This is a genomic window from Dyella sedimenti, from assembly GCF_022760995.1.
GTDB classification, from domain to species: domain Bacteria; phylum Pseudomonadota; class Gammaproteobacteria; order Xanthomonadales; family Rhodanobacteraceae; genus Dyella; species Dyella sedimenti.
The window spans coordinates 24,226-46,969 of record NZ_JAKWJO010000005.1; the positions used below are offsets into that span (position 1 = coordinate 24,226).

17 protein-coding genes are annotated in these 22,744 nt (G+C 65.6%); 11 read left to right on the top strand and 6 right to left on the bottom strand.

The features are described 5' to 3' along the window. Positions 1-68 precede the first annotated feature (68 nt). From MJ605_RS11870 to petA, 3 genes are read right to left on the bottom strand one after another with little or no spacing between them, the layout of a single operon-like run. On the bottom strand, positions 69-824 hold the full coding sequence (locus tag MJ605_RS11870) for a cytochrome c1 (RefSeq protein WP_425601007.1): 756 nt from the start codon (positions 822-824) through the stop codon (positions 69-71). Continuing rightward, the gene (locus MJ605_RS11875) at positions 817-2,118 is read right to left on the bottom strand and encodes a cytochrome b (RefSeq protein ID WP_243041737.1); all 1,302 of its coding nucleotides are present in this window, start codon (positions 2,116-2,118) and stop codon (positions 817-819) included. Before MJ605_RS11875 ends, MJ605_RS11870 begins: the two co-directional genes overlap by 8 nt. Beyond that, complete coding sequence (gene petA, locus MJ605_RS11880) at positions 2,118-2,723, bottom strand: ubiquinol-cytochrome c reductase iron-sulfur subunit (RefSeq protein WP_243041738.1); 606 nt, start codon at positions 2,721-2,723, stop codon at positions 2,118-2,120. Before petA ends, MJ605_RS11875 begins: the two co-directional genes overlap by 1 nt. 377 nt (positions 2,724-3,100) lie before the next feature. Here petA and MJ605_RS11885 point away from each other — a divergent pair, with 377 nt between their 5' ends. Beyond that, complete coding sequence (locus tag MJ605_RS11885; RefSeq protein ID WP_243041739.1) at positions 3,101-4,285, top strand: S1C family serine protease; 1,185 nt, start codon at positions 3,101-3,103, stop codon at positions 4,283-4,285. On the opposite strand, the gene MJ605_RS11890 is transcribed toward MJ605_RS11885, so the two are convergent. After that, complete coding sequence (locus MJ605_RS11890) at positions 4,271-5,314, bottom strand: lytic transglycosylase domain-containing protein (protein ID WP_345779534.1); 1,044 nt, start codon at positions 5,312-5,314, stop codon at positions 4,271-4,273. The genes MJ605_RS11885 and MJ605_RS11890 overlap by 15 nt on opposite strands. Positions 5,315-5,697: 383 nt before the next feature. Here MJ605_RS11890 and miaB point away from each other — a divergent pair, with 383 nt between their 5' ends. The 9 genes from miaB to MJ605_RS11935 all read left to right on the top strand — a co-directional run bounded on the left by miaB (position 5,698) and on the right by MJ605_RS11935 (position 17,284). Beyond that, positions 5,698-7,041 carry a tRNA (N6-isopentenyl adenosine(37)-C2)-methylthiotransferase MiaB gene (gene miaB / locus MJ605_RS11895; protein WP_243041740.1) on the top strand — a complete coding sequence of 448 codons (1,344 nt, stop codon included), beginning with the start codon at positions 5,698-5,700 and terminating at the stop codon, positions 7,039-7,041. Positions 7,042-7,170: 129 nt separating this feature from the next. Then, positions 7,171-8,157 carry a PhoH family protein gene (locus MJ605_RS11900; protein ID WP_243041741.1) on the top strand — a complete coding sequence of 329 codons (987 nt, stop codon included), beginning with the start codon at positions 7,171-7,173 and terminating at the stop codon, positions 8,155-8,157. Next, on the top strand, positions 8,154-8,633 hold the full coding sequence (ybeY, locus tag MJ605_RS11905; RefSeq protein ID WP_243041742.1) for an rRNA maturation RNase YbeY: 480 nt from the start codon (positions 8,154-8,156) through the stop codon (positions 8,631-8,633). The genes MJ605_RS11900 and ybeY overlap by 4 nt, the downstream gene beginning before the upstream one ends. 428 nt (positions 8,634-9,061) lie before the next feature. Continuing rightward, positions 9,062-10,330 carry an HlyD family secretion protein gene (locus MJ605_RS11910; protein ID WP_243041743.1) on the top strand — a complete coding sequence of 423 codons (1,269 nt, stop codon included), beginning with the start codon at positions 9,062-9,064 and terminating at the stop codon, positions 10,328-10,330. Between the two features lie 22 nt (positions 10,331-10,352). Beyond that, entirely contained in the window at positions 10,353-11,615 is a 1,263-nt protein-coding gene (locus MJ605_RS11915) for a hypothetical protein (protein ID WP_243041744.1), read from the top strand. Further along, positions 11,612-13,582 (top strand): glycosyltransferase family 2 protein, encoded by a 1,971-nt coding sequence (locus MJ605_RS11920; protein ID WP_243041745.1) that lies wholly within the window; start codon positions 11,612-11,614, stop codon positions 13,580-13,582. The genes MJ605_RS11915 and MJ605_RS11920 overlap by 4 nt, the downstream gene beginning before the upstream one ends. A gap of 14 nt (positions 13,583-13,596) precedes the next feature. Continuing rightward, positions 13,597-15,096 (top strand): efflux transporter outer membrane subunit, encoded by a 1,500-nt coding sequence (locus MJ605_RS11925; RefSeq protein ID WP_243041746.1) that lies wholly within the window; start codon positions 13,597-13,599, stop codon positions 15,094-15,096. Between the two features lie 92 nt (positions 15,097-15,188). Then, on the top strand, positions 15,189-16,037 hold the full coding sequence (locus MJ605_RS11930; RefSeq protein ID WP_243041747.1) for a CorC family transporter: 849 nt from the start codon (positions 15,189-15,191) through the stop codon (positions 16,035-16,037). Between the two features lie 74 nt (positions 16,038-16,111). Beyond that, positions 16,112-17,284 carry a lipoprotein N-acyltransferase Lnb domain-containing protein gene (locus tag MJ605_RS11935; RefSeq protein ID WP_243041748.1) on the top strand — a complete coding sequence of 391 codons (1,173 nt, stop codon included), beginning with the start codon at positions 16,112-16,114 and terminating at the stop codon, positions 17,282-17,284. Here MJ605_RS11935 and MJ605_RS11940 read toward each other — a convergent pair. Further along, positions 17,281-19,299 (bottom strand): acyltransferase family protein, encoded by a 2,019-nt coding sequence (locus MJ605_RS11940; RefSeq protein ID WP_243041749.1) that lies wholly within the window; start codon positions 19,297-19,299, stop codon positions 17,281-17,283. The two genes, MJ605_RS11935 and MJ605_RS11940, sit on opposite strands and share 4 nt — an antisense overlap. A 111-nt stretch (positions 19,300-19,410) precedes the next feature. On the opposite strand from MJ605_RS11940, the gene corA reads away from it, so the two are divergent. Beyond that, positions 19,411-20,439: a magnesium/cobalt transporter CorA gene (gene corA / locus MJ605_RS11945; protein ID WP_243041750.1), complete on the top strand. Its 1,029-nt coding sequence runs from the start codon at positions 19,411-19,413 to the stop codon at positions 20,437-20,439. A gap of 88 nt (positions 20,440-20,527) precedes the next feature. Here the strand turns inward: corA and MJ605_RS11950 are convergent, their stop codons facing one another. Further along, the gene (locus MJ605_RS11950; RefSeq protein WP_243041751.1) at positions 20,528-22,597 is read right to left on the bottom strand and encodes a S9 family peptidase; all 2,070 of its coding nucleotides are present in this window, start codon (positions 22,595-22,597) and stop codon (positions 20,528-20,530) included. Positions 22,598-22,744: the final 147 nt, after the last annotated feature.

The following is a 22,744-nucleotide window of genomic DNA, read 5'->3' on the forward strand; positions in this document are numbered from 1 at the left end:
CTCCCCATCGACATGACGCGGGTGCGGCGGCGCTGGGCCACCACACCCCGGGATCCGGACGGACGCCCTTAGTGGACGTCCTTCCAGTACTCCTTCTTTAGCAGATATGCCAGGAAAGTGAAGCCCGCGAGGAAGAGCAGGACCCAGATACCGTAGCGCTGGCGCTGCAGTGCGGCAGGCTCGGAGGCATAGGTCAGGAAGTTGGTCAGGTCGCGCGCGGCCTGCTGGTACTGGGCCGGCGTGAGCTTGCCGGGCTGGGACAGTTCCAGCTTCTCGACCTCATCGCCGCCTTCCTTCTTGACCGCGGTCTGCACGCCCTGCAGCTCCCACAGCGGGAACGGCATGGAGGCGTTCGGGAACACGGTGTTGTTCCAGCCGACCGGCCGGGTCGGATCGACATAGAAGGAATTGAGGTAGGCGAAGACCCAATCGGGGCCCTCTTCCTTGGCCCGCACTTCCAGCGAGAGGTCCGGTGGCGCCTTGCCGAAGAACTGCTGCGCCGCATCTTCCGGCATGTGCGAGACCACCGGATCGCCGAACTTGGCGCCGGTGAAGTTGAGGTTCTTCATCACCTCGTCTTCGGTCAGGCCCAAGTCTTCGGCCATGCGCGAATAGCGCACGTATTTCAGCGAGTGGCAACCGACGCAGTAGTTGAAGAACAGCTTGGCGCCACGCTGCAGCGAGGCCTGGTCGCGGATATTGACGCCGGCCGGCGGCAAGCCGCCTTCTTCGGCGGCCACGACCTGCGTGGCGCCGACCAGCAGGCCGGCAGCGAGTGCGAACGAGGAAAGGATTCTCTTCATCGGGAACAGCCGCTTAGTCATGGTCGAACACCACCCGTTCCGGGACCGGCTTGGTCTTTTCCCAACCAAGGCGCGTGTAGAACCACAGGAACACGAAGTACCCGAAGTAGATGAGGGTCATCACGCGGCCGAAGGCGTTTTCCCAGAAGGTCGCATCCGAGGGAACCCACTCGACGAGCTTCTCGCCCACCACGCCCGCGCCCACCAGGGCCAGGCCGATGAAGGATGCCGCGAAGGCCATCAGGGCGATCTTGTAGCCGGTACCGCGGTAGCGGATGGAGCGCACCTTGCCCGCGTCGATCCACGGCAGCAGGAACAGCAGCGCAATGGCGCCGAACATGCCGAGCACGCCCCAGAAGGCCGTACTGAAGAACGACGGGATCATGCGCAGGATCGCGTAGAACGGCGTGAAGTACCACGACGGCTTGATGTGCGACGGCGTCACCAGGTTGTTGGCCGGGAGGAAGTTGTCGTGCTCCAGGAACCAGCCGCCGAAGGTCGGCGCGAAGAAGATGATGAACGCCGCGATGATCAGGAAGAAGCCGACGCCGACCAGGTCCTTCACCGTGTAGTACGGATGGAACGGGATGCCGTCGGCCGGCTTGTCCGCGCCCCAGCGGCTGCCCTTCGGGCCGTGCTTGACGTCCACGCCGTCCGGGTTGTTCGAGCCCACCTCGTGCAGCGCGGCCAGGTGCAGCACCACCAGCAGCAGCAGCACGATCGGCAGCGCGATCACGTGCAGCGCGAAGAAGCGGTTGAGCGTGGCGTCGGCGGGCAGGTAGTCGCCCATGATCCACTCGACCAGGGTGCCGCCGATCACCGGCACGGTGCCGAACAGCGAGATGATCACCTTGGCGCCCCAGAACGACATGTTGCCCCACGGCAGCACGTAGCCCATGAAGGCCTCGGCCATCAGCACCAGGAAGATCAGCATGCCCAGCAGCCACACCAGCTCGCGCGGCTTCTGGTAGGAGCCGTACATCAGGCCGCGGAACATGTGCAGGAACACCACCACGAAGAACAGCGAGGCGCCGGTGGAGTGCATGTAGCGGATCAGCCAGCCCCACTCCACGTCGCGCATGATGTACTCGACCGAGTTGAAGGCTTCCGCCGCACTCGTCTTGTAGTTCATGGTGAGGAAGATGCCGGTGACGATCTGGTTGACCAGCACCAGCAGGGCGAGCGAACCGAAGTAGTACCAGAGGTTGAAGTTCTTCGGCGCGTAGTACTCGGTCATATGCTTGCGGTACATCGGCATCAAGCCGGGTGCCCGCTCGTTGACCCAATCGCCGATACGCGTGAATACGCCTGCCATCAGCTTGCCTCCTTCGGATCCACGCCAATCTGGATATGCGTGTCGTCGACGAAATGGTATGGAGGCACCAGCAGGTTCTTCGGTGCCGGCACGCCGGCGTACACGCGGCCGGCCATGTCGTAGCGCGACTTGTGGCAGGGGCAGTAGAAGCCACCCTGCCAGTTCGGATCGAACGGCTCGGGCTTCATCACTGGCACGAAGTCGGGCACGCAGCCGAGGTGAGTGCACAGACCCACCAGCACCAGCCACTCGGGCTTGATGGAGCGGGTCTCGTTCTGCGCGTACTTGGGCTGCTGCTCGGCGGAGCTGCCGTCGGACTTGGCGTCGACCAGCCGGCTGTCCTGGCTTGGCAGCGCGTCGAGCTGGGCCTTGCTGCGGTTGACCACGAACACCGGAAGGCCACGCCACGGGTAGGTCACCTTCTGGCCCGACTCGATCTTGCTGATGTCGACCGTGACCGGAGCACCTGCGGATTTGGCCCGCGCACTGGGTTCCCACGACTTGATGAAGGGCACGGCTGCCGCGACGACTCCCACACCTCCGACCACGGCCGTGGTCGCTGTGAGGAAACGGCGGCGGCCATGATCGACGACTTCGTTCGCCATCAGGCTCTCCGGTACTTATGCCATTGAGACGCGGAACTTAATAAGTTCCACAGGTGCTTGCCAAGCGCGTCGACACGTACGCCAGTGGAGAACCTCCATGGCGGACCCGAAAAACCCTGGCAACTCCCCCAAACAGCAGGCACGCGTGGCACCGGCACGATGGCTTTGCAGCGAAAGCTGCAAGCTTCGCTTCCCGGGCACCCAACGCACCGGGAAGCTCCCCGGGACGACCCGCTTCGCAAGCGCCAGCAGAAATCTGGCTCCCGCAAAATCGCGTTAGTGTAGCGTCAGGGCATGCCTCGTACAATAAAGGAGACATGCCTGCGACACCCGCGCACACCCTCTCCTAACGCCTTGCCACGAAACGCAATTACGACATGAAACATGCCGCCGGCACGCTTGCCTTCATTGCCCGCTTCGTGGTGCTCGGGCTGGCGGTGGCCTTCGTCATCAGCTTGGCATGGCCGGGAGTAGGCAACCATCTGCGACAACGTTTCGGGCTAACCCAGGCGAATGCGCCGGTACCCGTGGCGCCCTCCCCCGAGCGTACGAGTGGCCCGGTCTCCTATGCCGACGCCGTGGCGCGCGCCGCCCCCTCGGTGGTGAACATCTACGCCAACAAGATGGTCACCGAGCAGGCCGTGCAGATGTATACCGACCCGGTGTTGCAGCGCCTGTTCGGCGGCCGCCCGGCCGGCCCGGCCTACAAGCGGCGCGAGCAAAGCCTCGGCTCGGGCGTGATCGTGAGCAGCCAGGGCTATGTGCTCACCAACAACCACGTGATCGCCAACGCCGACGACATCCAGGTGCTGCTGTACGACGGCCGCGTGGCGAAGGCGACCCTGGTGGGCGCCGACGTCGAGACCGACCTGGCGGTGCTCAAGATCGACGCCGGCAACCTGCCGGTGATCCATATCGCCGACCATCGCCCGGTACGTACCGGCGACGTGGTGCTGGCCATCGGCAATCCGCTGGGTCTCAACCAGACCGTGACCATGGGCATCGTCAGCGCGATCGGCCGCCAGCTGAGCAGCGCCAGCCCCGAGGACTTCATCCAGACCGACGCGGCGATCAACCTGGGCAACTCCGGCGGCGCCCTGGTCAATACCGAGGGCGAACTGGTCGGCATCAATACCTTGCTGATCGGCAAGGCCGCCAACGCCGAGGGCATCAGCTTCGCCATCCCGGTCGGCAGCGCCAAGCGCGTGCTGGACCAGATCATCGACACCGGCCACGTGGTGCGCGGCTGGATGGGCGCGGACTACACCTTCGTGCAGGTCTCGGCCGACAACGGCCTGCCGGCGGCGCCGCGCGGCGCCCAGGTCACCGACATCTACCCCGGCGGGCCGGCGGCGCAGGCCGGCATCCAGCCGCACGACATCCTGCTGCGCATCGGCACGGACGACATCGTCGATCCCGCCGACCTGCGCCGGCACGAGGCCGCGCTCAAGCCCGGCAGCAAGGTGGAGGTCTCGGGCCTGCGCAACGGCACGCCGTTCCATACCGAGGTGATCCTGGCCCAGCGGCCGCCGCTGACGCCCACCGCCTCACTGGATGGCTGAGAGGCCCGCGGCGGCCACCGGCCCGCGGCCGCCCGGCGCGGAACGAAGCGCCTGGCCATAACGACGGCGCAGCGTACCCACGCGTTCGACATAGACCTGTGTTTCGGCATAAGGCGGCACGCCGTTGTAGCGCTGCACCGCCGCCGGCCCGGCGTTGTAGGCCGCCGCCGCCAACCGCTCGTCGCCGTTGAAGGTACGCAGCAGCAGGCCCAGGTAGCGCGCGCCGCCCCGGATGTTCTGGACCGTGTCGAAGGCGTCGCGCACCCCCATGTCCAGCGCCGTGCCCGGCATCAGCTGCATCAGGCCCTGTGCGCCCTTGATCGACAGCGCGCGGGGATTGAACGCGCTTTCGGCATGGATGATGGCCCGCAGCAGGGCCTCGTCCACGCCCGATTCCTGGCTGGCCAGGCGGATCACCTCGCCGTAGTCGCTCAGGTGCAGCGCCACCGAATCCCAATGGATGGTGGAGTGGAGGTTGCAGGCCACGCAGGTGGCGATGTAGCTGAACAGCATGGTCACCGCATGGCCCTGCTGACCGGCCGGCTTGATGTTGGTGTACTCCACGCTGCCGTCCTTGCGGACCACCCGGTAGACCGCCCCGCGCAGGACGCGGTCGCCATCCGGGGACACGTCGGCCACCGGCTGGTCCGGTACCGAGCCGCTGCGCGCCGGACCGGTTTCGCTGTAGCTCCACTGGCCCGCCTTGCGTTCGGACGGGCGAGGAGGCGGTAGAACCTTCGCGTTGGTTTCCACCGAGCCCGCCACCCAGGCCAGCGAGGGCGGCTGCGGGGGGGCGACCGTGTTCGCCGAGGTCTCCACCGTGCCCTTCACGGCGTCCAGCGAAGGCGCGGCCACCGAGGGCGACGGCTTGCGGCGGGCCGGTTCAGGCGTCCCGGCAATCCGGCTGCACCCCTGGTAGCCCGCCGTGCTGCTGCTGAAGACCACCTCCCCCGCACTGCCGGTGCACCGGTAGAGCACACCGGCGGCAGGCGCCGCCAGCGGCAGCCCCAGCAGGAGAGCCCCCAGCACGCCGAGGATCGTCCGCCGGCGCGGGACCGCCGGGCCGCGCCATGCCAGGCACGGTCTCGTCACGGAAGCCCCTCGGGCGATCCCGCCAGGGCGGTACCTTCTGCCCGGTCAAACACCGACATGCATCCCCCTTCGCCATCCCCCCCGCGCTCGTTCGTCCGGCACCGGGTCAGGCCGCAGTTTGCGCCCGCCCGGGGGCGTCGCCAAGCGGCGCGCGGCCGTTTCGTGCGTCAGTACTTATCTTCGGCCGCCACAATCCCCTTCCTGCCATGCAAGTGCTTGATCCGACAAACGAGCCGTGCTGGCGAGCCGGCCCCGGGGCGCGTAAACTGTGCGGTTCGGCGACCACTTCGCCGCTCCCTGGACCACGGTATCCCACGCCCATGACCGGCAAGCTTTTCATCAAGACCCACGGCTGCCAGATGAACGAGTACGACTCGGCCAAGATGGCCGACGTGCTCAAGGCCTCGCACGGCCTGGAGCTGACCCTGGACGAGTCCGAGGCGGACGTCATCCTGGTCAATACCTGCTCGATCCGCGAGAAGGCCCAGGAGAAGGTGTTCAGCCAGCTCGGCCGCTGGCGCGAGCACAAGCAGGGCGGCAAGCCGGTGCTGATCGGCGTGGGCGGCTGCGTGGCCTCGCAGGAGGGCCGGGACATCATCAAGCGCGCGCCGTTCGTGGACCTGGTGTTCGGCCCGCAGACCCTGCACCGCCTGCCCGAGCTGATCGAGGCGCGCCGCGCCACCGGCAAGCCGCAGGTGGACATCAGCTTCCCGGAGATCGAGAAGTTCGACCGCCTGCCCGAACCGCGCGCCGAGGGCCCCACCGCCTTCGTGTCGATCATGGAGGGCTGCTCCAAGTACTGCTCCTACTGCGTGGTGCCCTACACCCGCGGCGAGGAGATCAGCCGCCCGTTCGACGACGTGCTGGTCGAGGTGGCCCGACTGGCCGCCCAGGGCGTGCGCGAGGTGAACCTGCTGGGCCAGAACGTCAACGCCTATCGCGGCCCCACGCACGACGGCGGCATCGCCGACCTGGCGGTGCTGATCCATGCCATCGCGCAGATCGAGGGCATTGGCCGCATCCGCTTCACCACCTCGCATCCGCTGGAGTTCTCCGACTCGCTGATCGAGGCCTACGCCAACGTGCCGCAACTGGCCAACTACCTGCATCTGCCGGTGCAGGCCGGTTCGGACCGCATCCTCGCCGCGATGAAGCGCGGCTACACCACGCTGGAGTTCAAGCAGAAGATCCGCAAGCTGCGCGCGGTGCGGCCGGACATCTGCATCTCCTCGGACTTCATCGTGGGCTTTCCCGGCGAGACCGAGGAGGATTTCGAGAAGACCCTGAAGCTGATCGACGACGTCGGCTTCGACCAGAGCTTCTCCTTCATCTTCTCCGCGCGCCCCGGCACGCCGGCCGCCAACCTGGCCGACGACACATCCCAGGAAGCCAAGCACGCCCGGCTGGCGCGGCTGCAGGCCCGGCTCAACGAGAACGCGCGCCGGATCAACGAGGCCATGGTCGGCACCGTGCAGCGCGTGCTGGTGGAAAAGCCCAGCAAGAAGAACCCCAACGAGTTCACCGGCCGCACCGAGAACATGCGCTACGTGAACTTCCCCGGGCACGCGCGCATGGTCGGCCAGTTCATCGATGTGGCGATCACCGAGGCGATGGCCAACTCGCTGCGCGGGCGCGTGCACATGGCTGATGATGTCGCCGCCTGACCTCTTTGTACTCCCTCCTCTGCCCGCAGGGGAGGGTTGGGGAGGGGTGAAGCCTTTCAGCAAATCCACACCCCCTCCCAGCCTCCCCTTGCCAGCAGGGGGAGGAGCTCCTTCCACTATCGAGACCCCATGACCAACGGCCTCAACCAACGCGACTTCGCCCTCGAGCCGGAAGACAACGCGCGGCTCTCCAACCTGTGCGGTCCGTTCGACGAACACCTCCGCCAGGTGGAACTGCGCCTGGGCGTGGAAATCAACCACCGCGGCAACCTGTTCCAGGCGATCGGCGAGGAAGGCGCGGCGCGCGCGGCGGAAAAGGTGCTGCGCGCGCTGTACAACACCACCACGCACGAGGCGCTCAACGGCGCCAGGATCAACCTGCACCTGGCCGAGTCCGGCATCGACGCGATCGTCAACGAGGCGGCCGAGGGCGCGCAGGAAGTCGCCATCAAGGTCAAGCGTGGCGTCATCAAGGGCCGCGGCCCCAACCAGGCGCGCTACCTGCACGCCATCACCACGCACGACATCAGCTTCGGCGTGGGTCCGGCCGGCACCGGCAAGACCTACCTCGCCGTAGCCAGCGCGGTGGAAGCGCTGGAAGCCAACCGCGTGCAGCGCCTGCTGCTGGTGCGTCCCGCGGTGGAGGCCGGCGAGAAGCTGGGCTTCCTGCCCGGCGACCTGACCCAGAAGGTGGACCCCTATCTGCGCCCGCTGTACGACGCGCTGTACGAGATGCTCGGCTTCGAGAAGGTGGCCAAGCTGATCGAGCGCAACGTGATCGAGATCGCGCCGCTGGCCTACATGCGCGGCCGCACGCTCAACGATTCCTACGTGATCCTCGACGAGGCGCAGAACACCACCGTCGAGCAGATGAAGATGTTCCTCACCCGCATCGGCTTCGGCTCGGTGGCGGTGATCACCGGCGACGTCAGCCAGATCGACCTGCCGCGCAACGTGCGCTCGGGCCTGCGCCATGCCGTCGAGGTGCTGCGCGGCGTGGATGGGATCAGCTTCACCTTCTTCACCTCGCGCGACGTCGTGCGCCATCCGCTGGTGGCGAAGATCGTGCGCGCGTACGAGGCCTTCGAGCAGGCTTCCGAGGAATCGCCCCGGTGAGCACGCCCCTCGGGCTTTCGGTCGTCTATGGCGTACCGCGCAAGGGCGTGCCGGCGGCGGCGAGCTTCCGCGCCTGGGTCGAGGCCGCCCTGCGTGGCGCCGGGCGCCGCAAGGCCACCGAACTCGCCATCCGCCTCGTCGATGCGAAGGAAGGCCGCATCTTGAATCGCGAATACCGCGGCAAGGACTACGCTACCAACGTACTCTCCTTCCCCGCCGAACTGCCGCCCGGCGTCAAGCTGCCGCTGATCGGCGATCTCGCCATCTGCGCGCCGGTGGTGGCGCGCGAAGCCGCCGAGCAAGGCAAGGCGCCCCGCGATCATTGGGCCCATCTCACCGTGCATGGCGTATTGCACCTGCTGGGGTACGACCATGTCGACGATGCAGAAGCCGAGGCCATGGAAGCGCTGGAAACACGCATCCTCGCCGGTCTCGGCATCGCCGATCCCTACGCCATGGCGGAACACGGAAACTAGCCGCACGCCCGGCGTTTCCCCGGCGCGCGCAGGCAGAGCGCACGCATCATCGCAGGAACCGCCGGCAAGCCATTGATCGCCGTCCCTCGCGATCTCACCGCGTGCTGCAATGCGTCAGCATGACGTCAGTCGCTTGTATCGCAACGGTCAGGCACGTTCATTTTTTGAACTGATATCTAACCGATCCTAAGCATTTCCAGGGATAAAGACAGGCGAGGTTCATTGCCGCCGCACTATTCCTTGGCCGTCCGGCCACTGTCGCATCGCATCACGCAGGAACGTCTTCCCCGACATCTCGGCACGTAAGCCACCACCCGCCGGACTCCAAGCCAACGGCCGCCATCTCCCTCGAGATGGGCTTACTCCCGCCCCGCTTCGGCGCAAGGGCGCAGGTGTCTGCATGGCATCGACTGACAGAGGCACGTGATTTGAAGACCGACCTGCTTCCCACCGACCGCCTGCCGCATACCGCCGCACCGCCCGGCAAGCTCGCCCCCGCCCGCCCATCCCCGCTCGCCATCGTGCCGCGCCTGGCCGGGTACGGCGTCATGGCCTTCATTGCCTGGCTGCTGCTGTCCACCCTGCTCGAACCCTGGCTTTCCACCAAGGCCACGCGCGCGGTGCTCAATGCGCCGGCGATCCTGATCACCACGCCGATCAGCGGGACCGTCAGCGAGCTGCATGCGCAGAGTGGCCAGCCGCTCGAACCGGGCCAGGCCATCGCGGTGGTGAAGAACAGCACGGTCGCCCGCGACGCGCTGACCACGCTGCTCACCCAGCGGCTGGAACTGCAGGGACGGCTCGATGACCTCAACCATCGACTCCAGGCGGACCAACGCATGCTCGAATACGCCAATGGCCAATACCAGCAGTACCAGAGCGCCAACGTCGCGCAGCTGGAGAACGCCTACGCCTCCCTGCAGGCCCAACAGAGCGCGGCCTCGGCGAAGGTGGAGGAACTGGACAACAAGTACTGGCGCGCCATGGCCCTGCAGCGCGATGGCGCGGTCAGCGCGGCCACCGTGTCCGCCGCGCAGGCCCAGGCCGACGCGGCCCGCAGCGAGGCCGACGCGCTGGACAAGAACGCCCAGGGCGCCGGCGCCAGCCTGGCCGCCGCCAGGCGCGGCGTCTACGTCGCGGCGGGACAGAGCAGCAACGACCAGTTGACGCAACTCGCCCAGCGCCGGGCCGACCTGCAAAGCAACATCACCAACGAGCAGGCCCAGATCGATGCGCTGGACAACCAGATGGGCAACCTCAATGCATTGATCGCGCATGAGCAGGATCGCGTGCAGGCGCTTTCCGACTATGTCGTCAAGGCCTATGGCCGCGGCACCACCCAGGAAGTCGTCGCCCCGGTCGGCACCCAGGTCAGCGCAGGCGCGACGCTAGTGCGCGCCACGGATTGCGGCAAGACCGGCATCGTGGCCGTCTTTCCGGCGCGGATGGCTGGGCGGCTGAACATCGGCACCCGGCTGCTGGTGAAGATCGACCCGGCGGGGCGGACCCACCATGCGCATATCACGCAGCTGCTTCCCACCGCGAACGAGGCGCTGCAGAACGGCTACAGTGCTCCCTTCCCCTATGCCGAGGATGGCTCGGTCTATGCCATGGCCCAGTGGGACGACCAGGACGCGGCCAATGCCGGCATGCCGCCCTGCACCCCAGGCCGCAGCGTGACGACCAGCCTGCGCTGAGGGGCCGAACATGGAGACGGACATGTCCTTTCGATGGCGCCACCTCGCCTGCCTGGGATTGATGCTGTCGATGACGTTGCCCCGCGCGGCGTTTCCGGCCGATGCGGCCCGGCAGCAATTGGCCGACAGCAGCTGCGCGGCCTTGCGTTCGGCGGCGATGGCCATGCCCGGCGATGGCCCGATGCTGCTGCCGAGCTATCCCGACCTGCAGCCCGGTTCGGTGCGTGCGCTGGAGAACGTGGCGTTCGTCTACGACAACGCGCTGGCCGGAATCGCGCTGGTCGCCTGCGGCGAGACCGCGCAGGCGCGACGCATCGCCGATGCGCTGCTGCTGGCGGCCGCGCACGATCCCAGCTTCAAGGACGGACGCTTGCGCAACGCCTATCGCGGCGGCGGCGCCAACGGCGGCAAGGTCGAGCTGCCCGGCTACTGGGAAAGCCAGGGCAATTATTGGAGCCAGGATCCCTATCAGGTAGGCACCGCCACCGGCAATGTCGCCTGGGCCGCGCTGCTGTGGCTCACCGTCTACGAGGGCAGCCACGACCGGCGCTACCTGGATGCCGCCGTCGCGCAATTGCACTGGATCCAGCAGCACGCCGCAGGCAGCTCGCCCGCCGCCTACGAAGGTGGCCTGTTCGGCTACGACAACGCCCAGCGCGCGCAGCACTGGAAAGCCACCGAGCACAACGTGGACGTCTATGCGGCCGCCACATGGGCCGGCCGCGAGGCCGGCGATGCCGGGCTCACGCAACAGGCGCAGGTGGCGGGCGACTTCGTCAAGGCGATGTGGGACAGCGCCGGGCACCGCTTCCTGGTCGGCACGCTGGACGACGGCAAGACAATCTCGCGCGACAAGTCGGGACTGGATGCACAGGTCTGGCCGCTGCTGGCATTCGTCCCGCACCCGGCCGAATGGAGCCAGGTATGGACGTGGGTCGACACCCAGCATCGCAGCGGCGACGGCTATGGCTATCGCCGCCAACCCGACGGCATCTGGACCGAGGGCAGCGCGCAGGTCGCCACCGCCCTGCAGGCCGAAGGCAAGCCGGTGCCCGACACGCTATGGCGCCTGCTGGCCGGCCAGCGCGGCCCCGGCGGCATGCTCTACGCCACGCCGCAGCCTCGCATCACCACGGATTTCGCGATCGGCCCCACGTCCACCTACGCCGACTTCTACTACTACCATCAGCCCCACCTGGGCGCGACCGCCTGGGCTGCGCTCGCCGCCAAGGGGTGGAACCCGTTCACCGGCCATGCCATCGTCCATGCGGAGAACGCGCCATGAGTGTTCCCATCGACCCGTTGGCGATGCTCGAGGTCATCGGCCTCACCTTGCTGTTCAGCGTGGCGATGGCGCGCTTCGCCAGTCCCCACCGCCCGCTCGACCGCCTCGTGTTCGGCGTGTTCTCCGGCGCCTTGCTGCTGCGCTATGCGCTCTGGCGCACGGGAGAGACGCTGCCCGATCCCGACCATGGCCTCGCCAGCGTGTGGGCCTATGCGTTCTATGCGTTCGAGATGGTCTCGATCATCTACACGCTGGCGGCGATCGCGGTGATGGTGCGCCGACGCGACAGCCGTCCCCAGGCCGATGCCGGCGAGGCGCGACTGCGCGCGGCGGGCGCGCGCGTACCGGCGGTGGACGTATTCATCGCTACCTACAACGAAGACTGGCAGATCCTGGAAAAGACCATCGTCGCGGCCAAGGCGATCGACTACCCGCACGTGAACGTGTGGGTGCTGGACGACACGCGACGTGACTGGCTGCGCGACCGCTGCGCCGCGCTGGACGTGCATTACGCCCGGCGCCCCGACAACACCCACGCCAAGGCCGGCAACCTCAATAACGGGCTGAAGCTCTCCGCCCACTGCACCAATGCGCCCTACATCCTGGTGCTGGATGCGGACTTCGCGCCGCAGAAGAACATCCTCTACCGCGTGCTCGGCCTGTTCGCCGAGCCCAAGGTCGCGCTGGTGCAGACGCCGCAGTTTTACTACAACGCCGATCCGATCCAGCACAACCTGGGCGCCACGGACAGCTGGGTGGACGAGCAGCGCGTGTTCTTCGACGTGTTCCAGCCCTCGCGCGACGCGTGGGATTCGGCGTTCTGCGTCGGCACCTCGTTCGTGGTGTCGCGCCGGGCGATCACCGAGGCCGGCGGCTTTCCCACCGACAGCGTGTGCGAGGACATCCACACCACCTACCTGCTGCGCAAGAGCGGCCATATCACGCGCTGGCTCAACGAGCGCCTGTCCGTGGGCCTTTCCGCCGAGGGCCTGGTCGAATACATCAACCAGCGCGGCCGCTGGTGCCTGGGCACCATGCAGGTGGCGATGCTCAAGGACGGCCCGCTGCGCGGCCCGGGCTACACCCTCATCGACCGCCTGCACTACGTGCACGGCATGCTGCACTGGTTCGGCAAGCCGTTCCTGCTGATGATGCTGGTAGCGCCGGTGTTGTACTGGTACTTCGGCATCGCCGCGTTCTACACCACGCCGGAAGCCTTCCTGTTCTATGGACTTCCCGCGCTGGTCGGCTTCTGGTTCTACGGGCCGTGGATCACCGAGCGCAAGACGCTGCCGGTCTTTACCGAGGTGACCCAGCTGGTGGCGGCCTATGCCGTGACCATGACCATCGTCTCCGCCTGCTTCCGTCCGTTCGGACGTCCATTCAAGGTGACCGCCAAAGGGCTGGACCGCAGCAAGGTGGTGGTGCATTGGAAGCTTGCCGGCTTCTTCATCGCCTTGATGCTGTGCCTGCAGGCCGGCGCGGTGAATACGGTGATGAATGCCGACATGAACGGCGACACCGTGTTCAACCTGGGCTGGACACTGATCGCCCTGGTACTGGACCTGGCCGCCATCATGGCCTGCGTGGACTTGCCACGCCCCAGGCGCGAGGAACGCTTTCCCTTCCAGCACGCGGCGCGTTGGCGCGCGGGCACCCATGAGGAAACCAGCGAGTTCATCGATATCTCGTTGGACGGCGCCGCCCTGCGGCGCGGTCCGCTGATGCCCGCGCCCGGCGAGCGACTGCGCGTGCTGGTGCCCGAGGTGGGCTGGGTACCCGCCCGCGTGGCCCGGCACAGCAAGCGCCGCCTGTGCGTGCGCTTCGAGACCGACGAGACCCTGCGCCACCGCCTGATCGCCCTGATCTTCAGCCAGGCGCCGCACAACATCGCCGTCAAGGCCCGCCCGCTACGCGCCTTCCTCCAGTTAGTACGCCTGGCCGGCCTGTCCCATCCGCCGCGTTGATCCGGAGACACGCCATGAAGCCATGGATCCTGCCCGCCTCCCTTGCCGGCTGCCTGCTGGCCGGCTGCACGATGGAACCCGCCTACCAGCGCCCGGCCATGCCCGTGCCCAACGACTACCCCTCGCACGGCGCGGCCACCGAAACCGCCGCCCAGGCGCCGGCCCCGGATTGGCATGCCTTCTTCAAGGACCCGGCGCTGCAGCGCCTGATCGACATCGCCCTGGAAAACAACCGCGACCTGCGCATGGCCGCGGCCAACATGGCCGAGGCACGCGCCAGCTATGGCGTGGCGCGCGCCAGCCTGTTCCCGCCCATCGACCTGCAGGGCTACGCTGGCCGGCAGCGCCTGCCGGGCATGACCCAGCAGCCTGCCAATGGCCTGCTCGGCCCGATCCAGAACCCCCGCGACAACGCCACGACCTTCAACACCTACCAGGTGCAGGCTGGCATGACCAACTACGAGCTGGATTTCTTCGGCCGCCAGCGCGCCACCGCGCACGAGTCGGGCAAGCTGGCCGAGGCCAGCGCCGCCGACTACCAGGCGGCGCGCATCGCGCTGATCGGCGAAGTCGCCAACGCCTACCTCACCCTCAATGCCGATCGCGCCTTGCTGCAACTCGCCCAGCAGACGCTGGATGCCCAGCAACAGCACGCCAACGTGATGCAGAAGGCCTATCGCGACGGCGGCGTATCCGAGTTCGACATGCGCCGTTCGCAGACCCAGGTGAACACCGCCCAGGTGGACGTGGAGGACATGCGCACGCGCATCGCCAAGGACATCAATGGCCTCGCCGTACTGATCGGGCAACCGCTGCCGCCCAGCTACGCCATGCCCAGCCTGTGGCAGGCGCCGCTGCTCACCGACGTGCCGGCCGGCTTGCCTTCCTCGCTGCTGGACCGTCGTCCGGACATCCTCGCCGCCGAGGACCGGCTGCGCGCGGCCAATGCGGACATCGGCCGCGCCCGCGCCGCGTTCTTCCCCAATATCGCGCTCACCGCCGCGCTGGGCGTGCTGAGCAGCGGCCTGTCCAACCTGTTCAGCGCCGGCTCCGCGGCCTGGAACGCCGGCGCCTCGGCGACGATGCCGCTGCTGGACTGGGGGCGGAACAAGAACGAGCTGTCCGCCAGCAAGGCCCGCTACAGCGGCGCCACCGCCGCCTACGAGGGCACGGTGCAGCAGGCCTTCCGCGAGGTGGCCGACGCGTTGGCCGTGCGCGACCACATCGTACCGGAGCTGAAGGCGCAGCAGGCACTGGTGGACCAGTCCCAGCACGTCTATGCGATCTCGCAGGTACGTTTCCAGGAAGGCCTGGACGACTACATCGCCACCCAGGACGCGCAGCGCTCGCTCTACGCCGCCCAGCAGAAGCTGGTCAGCCTGCAGCTCGACCAGGCCGTGAACCAGGTCAATCTCTACAAGGCCCTGGGTGGCGGCTGGGACCCGGCGCAGGCCACCACGGCCAGCCTCGGCAGGGCAGCGGCGCCATCGGCCACGGCCCCTGCCACCCGCTAGCCCGACGCACCAGGCGCCTTGTTCCTGAATCGTCACGATTTTTCCGCTAGACTCTTGATTCCGCCCGGTTCCGGGCAGAACCTACAAGAGTAATGAACGAGGACCCTGGCAGTACCAGCGGCCCGGCCCACCGCAGCTGGTGGGATCGACTGGGCCACCTGTTTTCCGGCGAGCCGCGCAACCGGAAGGAGCTCATCGAAGAGCTGCGCGCCGCCCAGGTCAATGGCCTGATGTCCATCGACACCCTCACCATGGTGGAGGGTGCGATCAAGGTCACCGAACTGAGCGTGGACGACGTGATGGTGCCGCGCGCCCAGATCGTGATGCTCTCCGCCGAGGCTCCGTTGCGCGAGATCCTCGACACGGTGGTCGAATCCGGCCATTCGCGCTTCCCCGTGCACGGCGAGGACAAGGACGAGATCCTAGGCATCCTGCTGGCCAAGGACCTGCTGAAGTTCGTCGGCGACGGCGACCACTTCGACATCGGCACCGTGCTGCGTCCCGCCGTGCTGATTCCCGAATCCATGCGCCTGAACGTGCTGCTGGCGGAATTCCGCCACACGCGCAACCACATGGCGCTGGTGGTGGACGAATACGGCGGCGTCGCCGGCCTGATCACCATCGAGGACGTGCTCGAACAGATCGTCGGCGAAATCGACGACGAGCACGACGACGAGGAAGAACCTTCGCTGATGCACGAGCAATCCGGCGGCGGCTGGATCGTCAGCGCGCTCACCCCGATCGCCGACTTCAACGAGCAGACCGGCGCGAACTTCTCCGACGAGGAATTCGACACCGTCGGCGGCATGTGCACCTCCGAGTTCGGCCATCTGCCGGAAGTCGGCGAGGAGATCGCCATCGGCGGCTACCTGTTCCACGTCACCGAGGCGGACGAGCGGCGCGTGCAGGCCTTCCGCGTCTCCCGCCAGCAGGAAGGCTGAGCGTGCGCCATCCCGGCAGGAAGCCAGCGTTCGCATCGGCCTGGCAGCGTTTTTTCATCGTTTTCGCGCTGCTTTTGCTGGGCTGGCCCCTGTATGCGCAGGCGGGCGTGGCCAACGCGCCCGGCGCGAGCCTGGAAGTTTCGCTGATCACCTACGGTCCGGGCGACACCTACTGGGAGCGCTTCGGCCATGACGCCATCGAGCTGCGCGACAGCGCGAGCGGCGAATCGGTCACGTTCAACTACGGCGTGTTCGACTTCGACGAAAAGGGCTTCCTGCTGCATTTCGCCGCCGGCCGCATGCACTACCTGATGGATGCCGCGCCCACCGAGGTGGACCAGCAGTACTACGTGCAGGTCGGCCGCTCGGTCACGCGCCAACCGCTCGCCTTCACGCCAGCTCAGGCCGCCGACCTGCGCGACTTCCTGCTGTGGAACCTGCGTCCGGAAAACGTCCGCTACGACTACGACTACTACGCCGACAACTGCGCCACGCGCGTGCGCGACGCTTTGGACAAGGCCCTGGGCGGCCTGCTCAAGCAACAGCTGGAAGCACGCCCTGGCGGTATGACCTACCGCCAGCAGACCGCACGCCTGATGAGCCAGCAGGCGTGGCTGATGCTGATCCTCGATCTTGGCCTGGGCCCCTATGCGGACCAGCCGCTCACCGCCTGGCAGGAAAGCTTCCTGCCGATGGTGCTGCAGTCCGAGATGCGCCACGTCACCGTGAAGGACGCCAGCGGCGCCACGCACCCACTGGTGCAGGACGAAAAGGTACTGTCACCCAACCACCTCGTCCCGCCCCCGGAAACCGCGCCGGACCTGCGCCTGCCGCTGGGCATCGCAGGCCTGGCCTTCGCCGCCCTGCTGGCGGCGGCACGCCGCTTCCTTCCCACCATCTACGCCCTGCTCGGCTCGCTCTACCTCGTGCTGGCGGGCCTGGTGGGCATTGCCCTGCTGGTGTTGTGGACGCTCACCACGCACCACTCCGCCTGGGCCAACGCCAACCTGCTGTTGTTCAACCCGCTGGCCTTCGCCCTGCTGCCGGCCCTGTGGCGCTCACGACGCGGCACCGCCCCCAGCCGGCGAATCGACGTCCTCGTCATCCTGCAACTGCTGGCCACCCTCGCCGCCATCCTGCTGCACCTGCTACCCGGCGTCGTACAGCAGAACCAGCCCTGGCTGCTGTTCGCGCTGCCGTGCTGGCTGGCGCTGGCATGGGGCCTGCGTCACCGCCAGCCTAGCTAATTGCCACGGAGTGTTGTCTCGTTGCTTGCTGGCAAGTCAGTTAGATCGGGCACATTCATCCGTTTCATCAATTCTGGCGCCAGCGATTGGGCAAAGCTGGCCGTCAGGTGCTGCGAGTCTCTAAAGATAATGTGGCCATGCAGCTCAGCATTACACAACCCATCTGGGCAAATTGCATCATTCATATCAATCATTTGAACATTGACGAAACGAGCGGCTGTCTCACTCAACCAATCAAAGACATGTTGCGCGTGTTCTTCACGAGATGACATGGCACACGCTTGCGGCGTTCGCAGCCAGATCGGACGGGATTCGTTGGCTGCCAAACAACTAGGGCCATCAAAGGAAAGATGCGGCGTACCGCGCAACATGTAGATACGCCCTACTGCGGGGCTAAGTCTTGTCAAAACTTTCGCCGTTCCGTCAATCCATTGGTCTCGCGTAAATCCACTTGTCGCCACCGACCCAAGAACGACAATATCAGGCTTAAGCGAAGCGATCTGCTCTATCGCATTCGTCCGCCAACTCGTACATTCAGTGAAGTTGCGTCCTAGACGACTATCAAAAAATTCCACATCCACCATCGGGCAAGATGACTTGGTGAGCACAATCAAGCGCCAGTCAGGACGCATAAAAATCTCCGCAAGAGTCGGAGACCATTGCCCCGCAGTACTGTCGCCCATCAACACCGCTGTATGCTTGGCATTCTTTTGACCAAACATGCACATTGCAACCCGGTCACTACGATACCAATCATCGCAACCCATGCTGTAAATGACCGGCGCATCTGTACGTGCCTTCACATAGCGCTGCAACTGCGGCGATTGCGCCTCCACCAAGGCCCTCGTATACCAGTGCATCATCAGCATGCTGACCACGAACATGGCAGCTACACCTCCTGCCAGCGCGGCGCGACCATGTTTAAGCCAATAACCCTGGTGCCGAATAGGCGATTCGACGAATCGATATGACAAAACGGCAAGTCCCAGGGAGGCAAGCACAGCGGAAGCACGTATCCATGGACCATGGGAGCCGGTGGTGGCATAAGCCAGCAGAAGCGCTGGCCAATGCCACAGGTACCAGGAATAGGACACCTTGCCGATGGCCTGCAGTGGCCTGGATGACAAAAGGCTGGCAACTCCTGCCGGCTGGCCACCGAAGCCCGCCCAAACCATGGCTGCCGTCCCTAAGGTAGGCAGGAGGGCACGCCATCCCGGGTAGGACATCGAAGTATTGAAGGTGATCCCGGCACCGAGAATGGCAGCCAGTCCCAGCCAACCGGACCAAACACGAATAGTGCTGTTAACTGGCAAGATTTGGTCATTCAGCGATTGTGCTTTGCTCTCACCGTAGAGCCAGATCAAGCCACCCGCCGCAAATTGCCAGGCGCGCATAGGCATCATGTAGAAAGCGAACTGGGGAAGCGAAGGCGTAAGCCAAAGGCAACCGAACAGGCTCAGGATGGCCACTATGAGCAATGCCATCTTCAAACGGCCAGCGCTTGACGTGCTTTCCTGTCGCCCGGCCGCCCAAAACAGCAGGGCCGGCCATACTAGATAGAACTGCTCTTCGACCCCTAGCGACCAAGTATGCAAGAAAAGGTTGCTGTCAGCACCGGCGGCAAAGTAATCAAGATGAGCCAGTGAAAAATGGATGTTGCTCAACCATAGGGCCGCCATGGTTGCCGTACGCGCTTGCTCCATCTGCTCGCCGGGCGCCAGCACCATGGCTCCCGCCCATGAGACGACCGCGAGCATGCATACCAGTGCGGGTAACAGCCGCCGTAAGCGCCGCAAGTAGAAAGCACCGAATGCCAACCGCCCCGTCGAGGCAATTTCGCGTACTAGCAACCCAGTAATCAGGAACCCTGAAAGGACAAAAAATATGTCCACACCCACGAAGCCACCGGCAAGCCAGGGCACTCCCGCATGAGCCGCGATCACCAGCAATATCGCCAATGCACGCAGTCCTTCGATATCGCCCCGATACCCCAAACGGTAATCGACTGTCTTCATGAATCCCTGGTCCCCGCTCCTGAATAGGCCGATGATAACGGCCACCTTTGCTCCGCGCCGCTACAGCTGACACAAATACGCCATTGCCTTCGCCAACCATGGATAGGCATCATGACTCCCATGCCCTCCCCGTCCCTTAGCATGCCACCCAACCAGACTGCTGGCGGATCCATGGTGATCAACTGCGTGGCCTACCGTTTCGACGGCCAGCGCATCGGCGACATTCACCTGGACGATATCAGCGAGGTGCTGAAAGAGCCGGACACCTTCGTCTGGGTGGGGCTGCATGAGCCTGACGAAAGCCTGCTGGCCAAGATCCAGGAAGAGTTCGACCTGCACGACCTGGCCATCGAGGACGCACAACACGCCCACCAGCGCACCAAGATCGAGACCTACGGGGATTCGCTGTTCATCGTGGTGCAGACCGCTCAATTGGTAAGCGGCAATATCGCCTTCGGCGAGACACATGTCTTCCTGGGTGCACGCTACCTGGTCACCGTGCGCCACGGCGCATCGCTATCCTATGCGCCGGCACGACGCAACTGCGAACACACGCCGGAACTGCTTGCGCTGGGACCGAGCTATGGCCTCTACGGCGTGCTCGACTTCATCGTGGACAACCTGCTGCCCATCGTGCGCGACTTCCGCGAAGAGTTGCAGGAGCTGGAGAAGGACATCTTCTCCGACACGTTCAAGCGCAGCACCGTCCGCCGCCTGTACGACATGCAGCGCGACCTAATGACGCTGCGGCTGGCCGTGGCGCCGCTGCAGGACATCATCAGCCAGCTGGTACGCCTGCATCCACAGCTGATCCCCGATGAAATACGCGCCTACTTCCGCGACGTCTACGACCACGTATTCCGTGTGAACGAGTCGATCAGCGCGATGCGCGAGATGCTGGCCGCCGCCATCAACGTCAACTTGTCGCTGGTGACGTTCGGGCAGAACGAAGTGATGAAGCGGCTGGCCGGCTATGCGGCGATGCTGGCGGCGCCCACGCTGATCACCAGCTGGTACGGCATGAACTTCACGCATATGCCCGAGCTCAGCAAGCCTTGGGCTTATCCCCTGATCATCGGCGTGGTGGCCGCCTTGGTGAGCAGCATCTATTTCTTCCTCAAGCGGGCGAAGTGGCTTTAAAAGCATAACCCCACCCCAACCCTCCCCTGCGACCGTAGGGAGTCCCTTTTCGGGACACGCAGGGGAGGGAGTCAGGATCTAAGCTCGGTCAATGCGACGCCGGCGCCACATCCGTCCACTGCTTCAACCACGCATTCACCGTCTCGTGCCACTGCACGCTGTTCTGCGGCTTGAGCACCCAATGGTTCTCGTCCGGGAAATGCAGCAGCTTGCTGGGGATGCCGCGGCGCTGCAGCGCGGTGAACGCGCCCAGGCCCTGCGTATCGGGAATGCGGAAGTCCTGCGCCGAATGGACCACCAGCATCGGCACGCGCCAGTCCTTCACGTGATCGATGGGATTGAAGCGCTCGTAGTTTTCCGGGTGCTCGTACTGCGTGCCGCCGTTCTCGCGCTCCTCGAACCACAGTTCCTCGGTGTCGTAGTACATGGCACGGGCATCGAACACGCCATCATGATCGACCAGGCACTTCCACGGCTCGTTCCACACGCCGGCGATCCAGTAGATCATGTAGCCGCCGTAGCTTGCACCCAGCGCACAGGCGCGGTCGCCGTCCAGGAAACTGTACTTGGAAAGGGCTGCCTTCCAGCCTGCCTTGAGGTCTTCCAACGGCTTGCCGCCCCAGTCGCCCGAGATGGAGTCGGTGAACGCCTGGCCATAGCCGGTGGAGCCGTGGAAGTTGATGGTGACCACGGCGAAGCCCTGGCCCGCATAGGTCTGCGGATTCCAGCGATAGCTCCAGCTATCGTTCATCGCGCCCTGCGGGCCACCATGGATGATGAAGGCCACGGGGTATTTCTTGCCCGACTTGTAGTTGGCCGGCTTGACTACGTAGCCCTGCACCGTCTCGTCGTTCCAACCCTTGAAGGTGAAGAACTCGGGCTCGCCCATCTGCACGTTCTTCAGGCGCTTGGCGTTGTAGTGCGTCACCTGCTTGAGGCCCTTGCCCTGCAGATCCGCCAGGTAGAGATCCGCCGGGCGCTTGAGGTCGTCGCGCTGTACCAGCAGCCTGTTCTTGCCTACCGCATAAGCCCCCACCTCACCATGGGAAACCAGCGTGGCGACCTTGCCGGTGGCGGCATCGATGGCGAACAGGGGATGTTGGCCGTTGTCGTCCGCCGTGGCGTAGAGCGTCTTGCCGTCCGTGGAAATCTGCAGCCCACCGGCGGAGCGGTCCCAGCCCGGCGCCACTTCGCGCCGCTGCCCACTGGCCAGATCCAGCGCCATGATGCCGAAACGGTCGGCCTCGGATACCGGCGTCTTCATCGCCAGGTAGTACAGCGTCTTGCCATCCGGCGACGGCACCGGATCGGCGTCCCAGGCGGGGTTGTCCGCCGTGAGATTGCGCGGCGCAGCCGAACCATCGACCGGTACACTGTAGATATCGAAGTTGGTCGACCACGGCTCGGACTTGCCGGCAATGCGCACGTCGAAATAGACCGTCTTGCCATCGGGCGAGAAGCTGTATTCGCCCTCGTCGCCAAACGGCTTGCTGGGCACGTCGCCATCGATGCCGCGGGTCAGCAACTGCGGCTGTTCCGACGGGTTATCCAGGTCGGCGATGAACAGCTGCGCGCGGCGACCGTCCGCCCAGGTATCCCAATGGCGCACGAACAGCTTGTCGTAGACGGTGCCCGAAGCCTTGTCCGCGGCACGGCCATCCAGCCGCTCCTTGGTGCAGGCCAGGTCGGCGCAATCTGTGAATACACCAAAATCGAGCAGCACCTTCTTGCCATCCGGGGAGAGCTTGTAGCCATCCACGTCGATGGGCGCATGCGTCACCTGGACAGCCGGCAAGGAAGCATCCAGCGAGTGATGCCATAGCTGTGTGACGCCGTCCTTTGCCGCGAGATAGTAGAAGGCCGTGCCATCTACCGCCCAACGCGGGGACGACGCCTTGTCCACCACCTTGACCGGCTCGCCGCCCTTGCTGAGATCGAGCAGGTAGATCGAGGTCACGCCCTTGTTGGCCACGTAATCGGTGGCGCGCACGGTATAGAGGGCATACCTGCCGTCCGGGGAAAGCTGCGGATCGCCGACGCGGTCCATCATCACCAGGTCGCGGATATTGAAGGGGTGGGGACCATGGTTCTCGACATCGGCGGCCACGGCGGACGTACCGGCCAGCGCAAGCGCCAGCGCGACAAACAAGGGTTTCATCGAAGGGTTCCCTGAGTATTGCGAAAGCACTGACGGTAAGAGGCGGCGGCACGCAGCGCAAGCCGCGGCGCGACACCGCAGGTTCCTGCTCCCACACGGCCCCAGGCCAAGGCGGAAGGCGCCGGTATACTCCTGCTTTTGACGCCC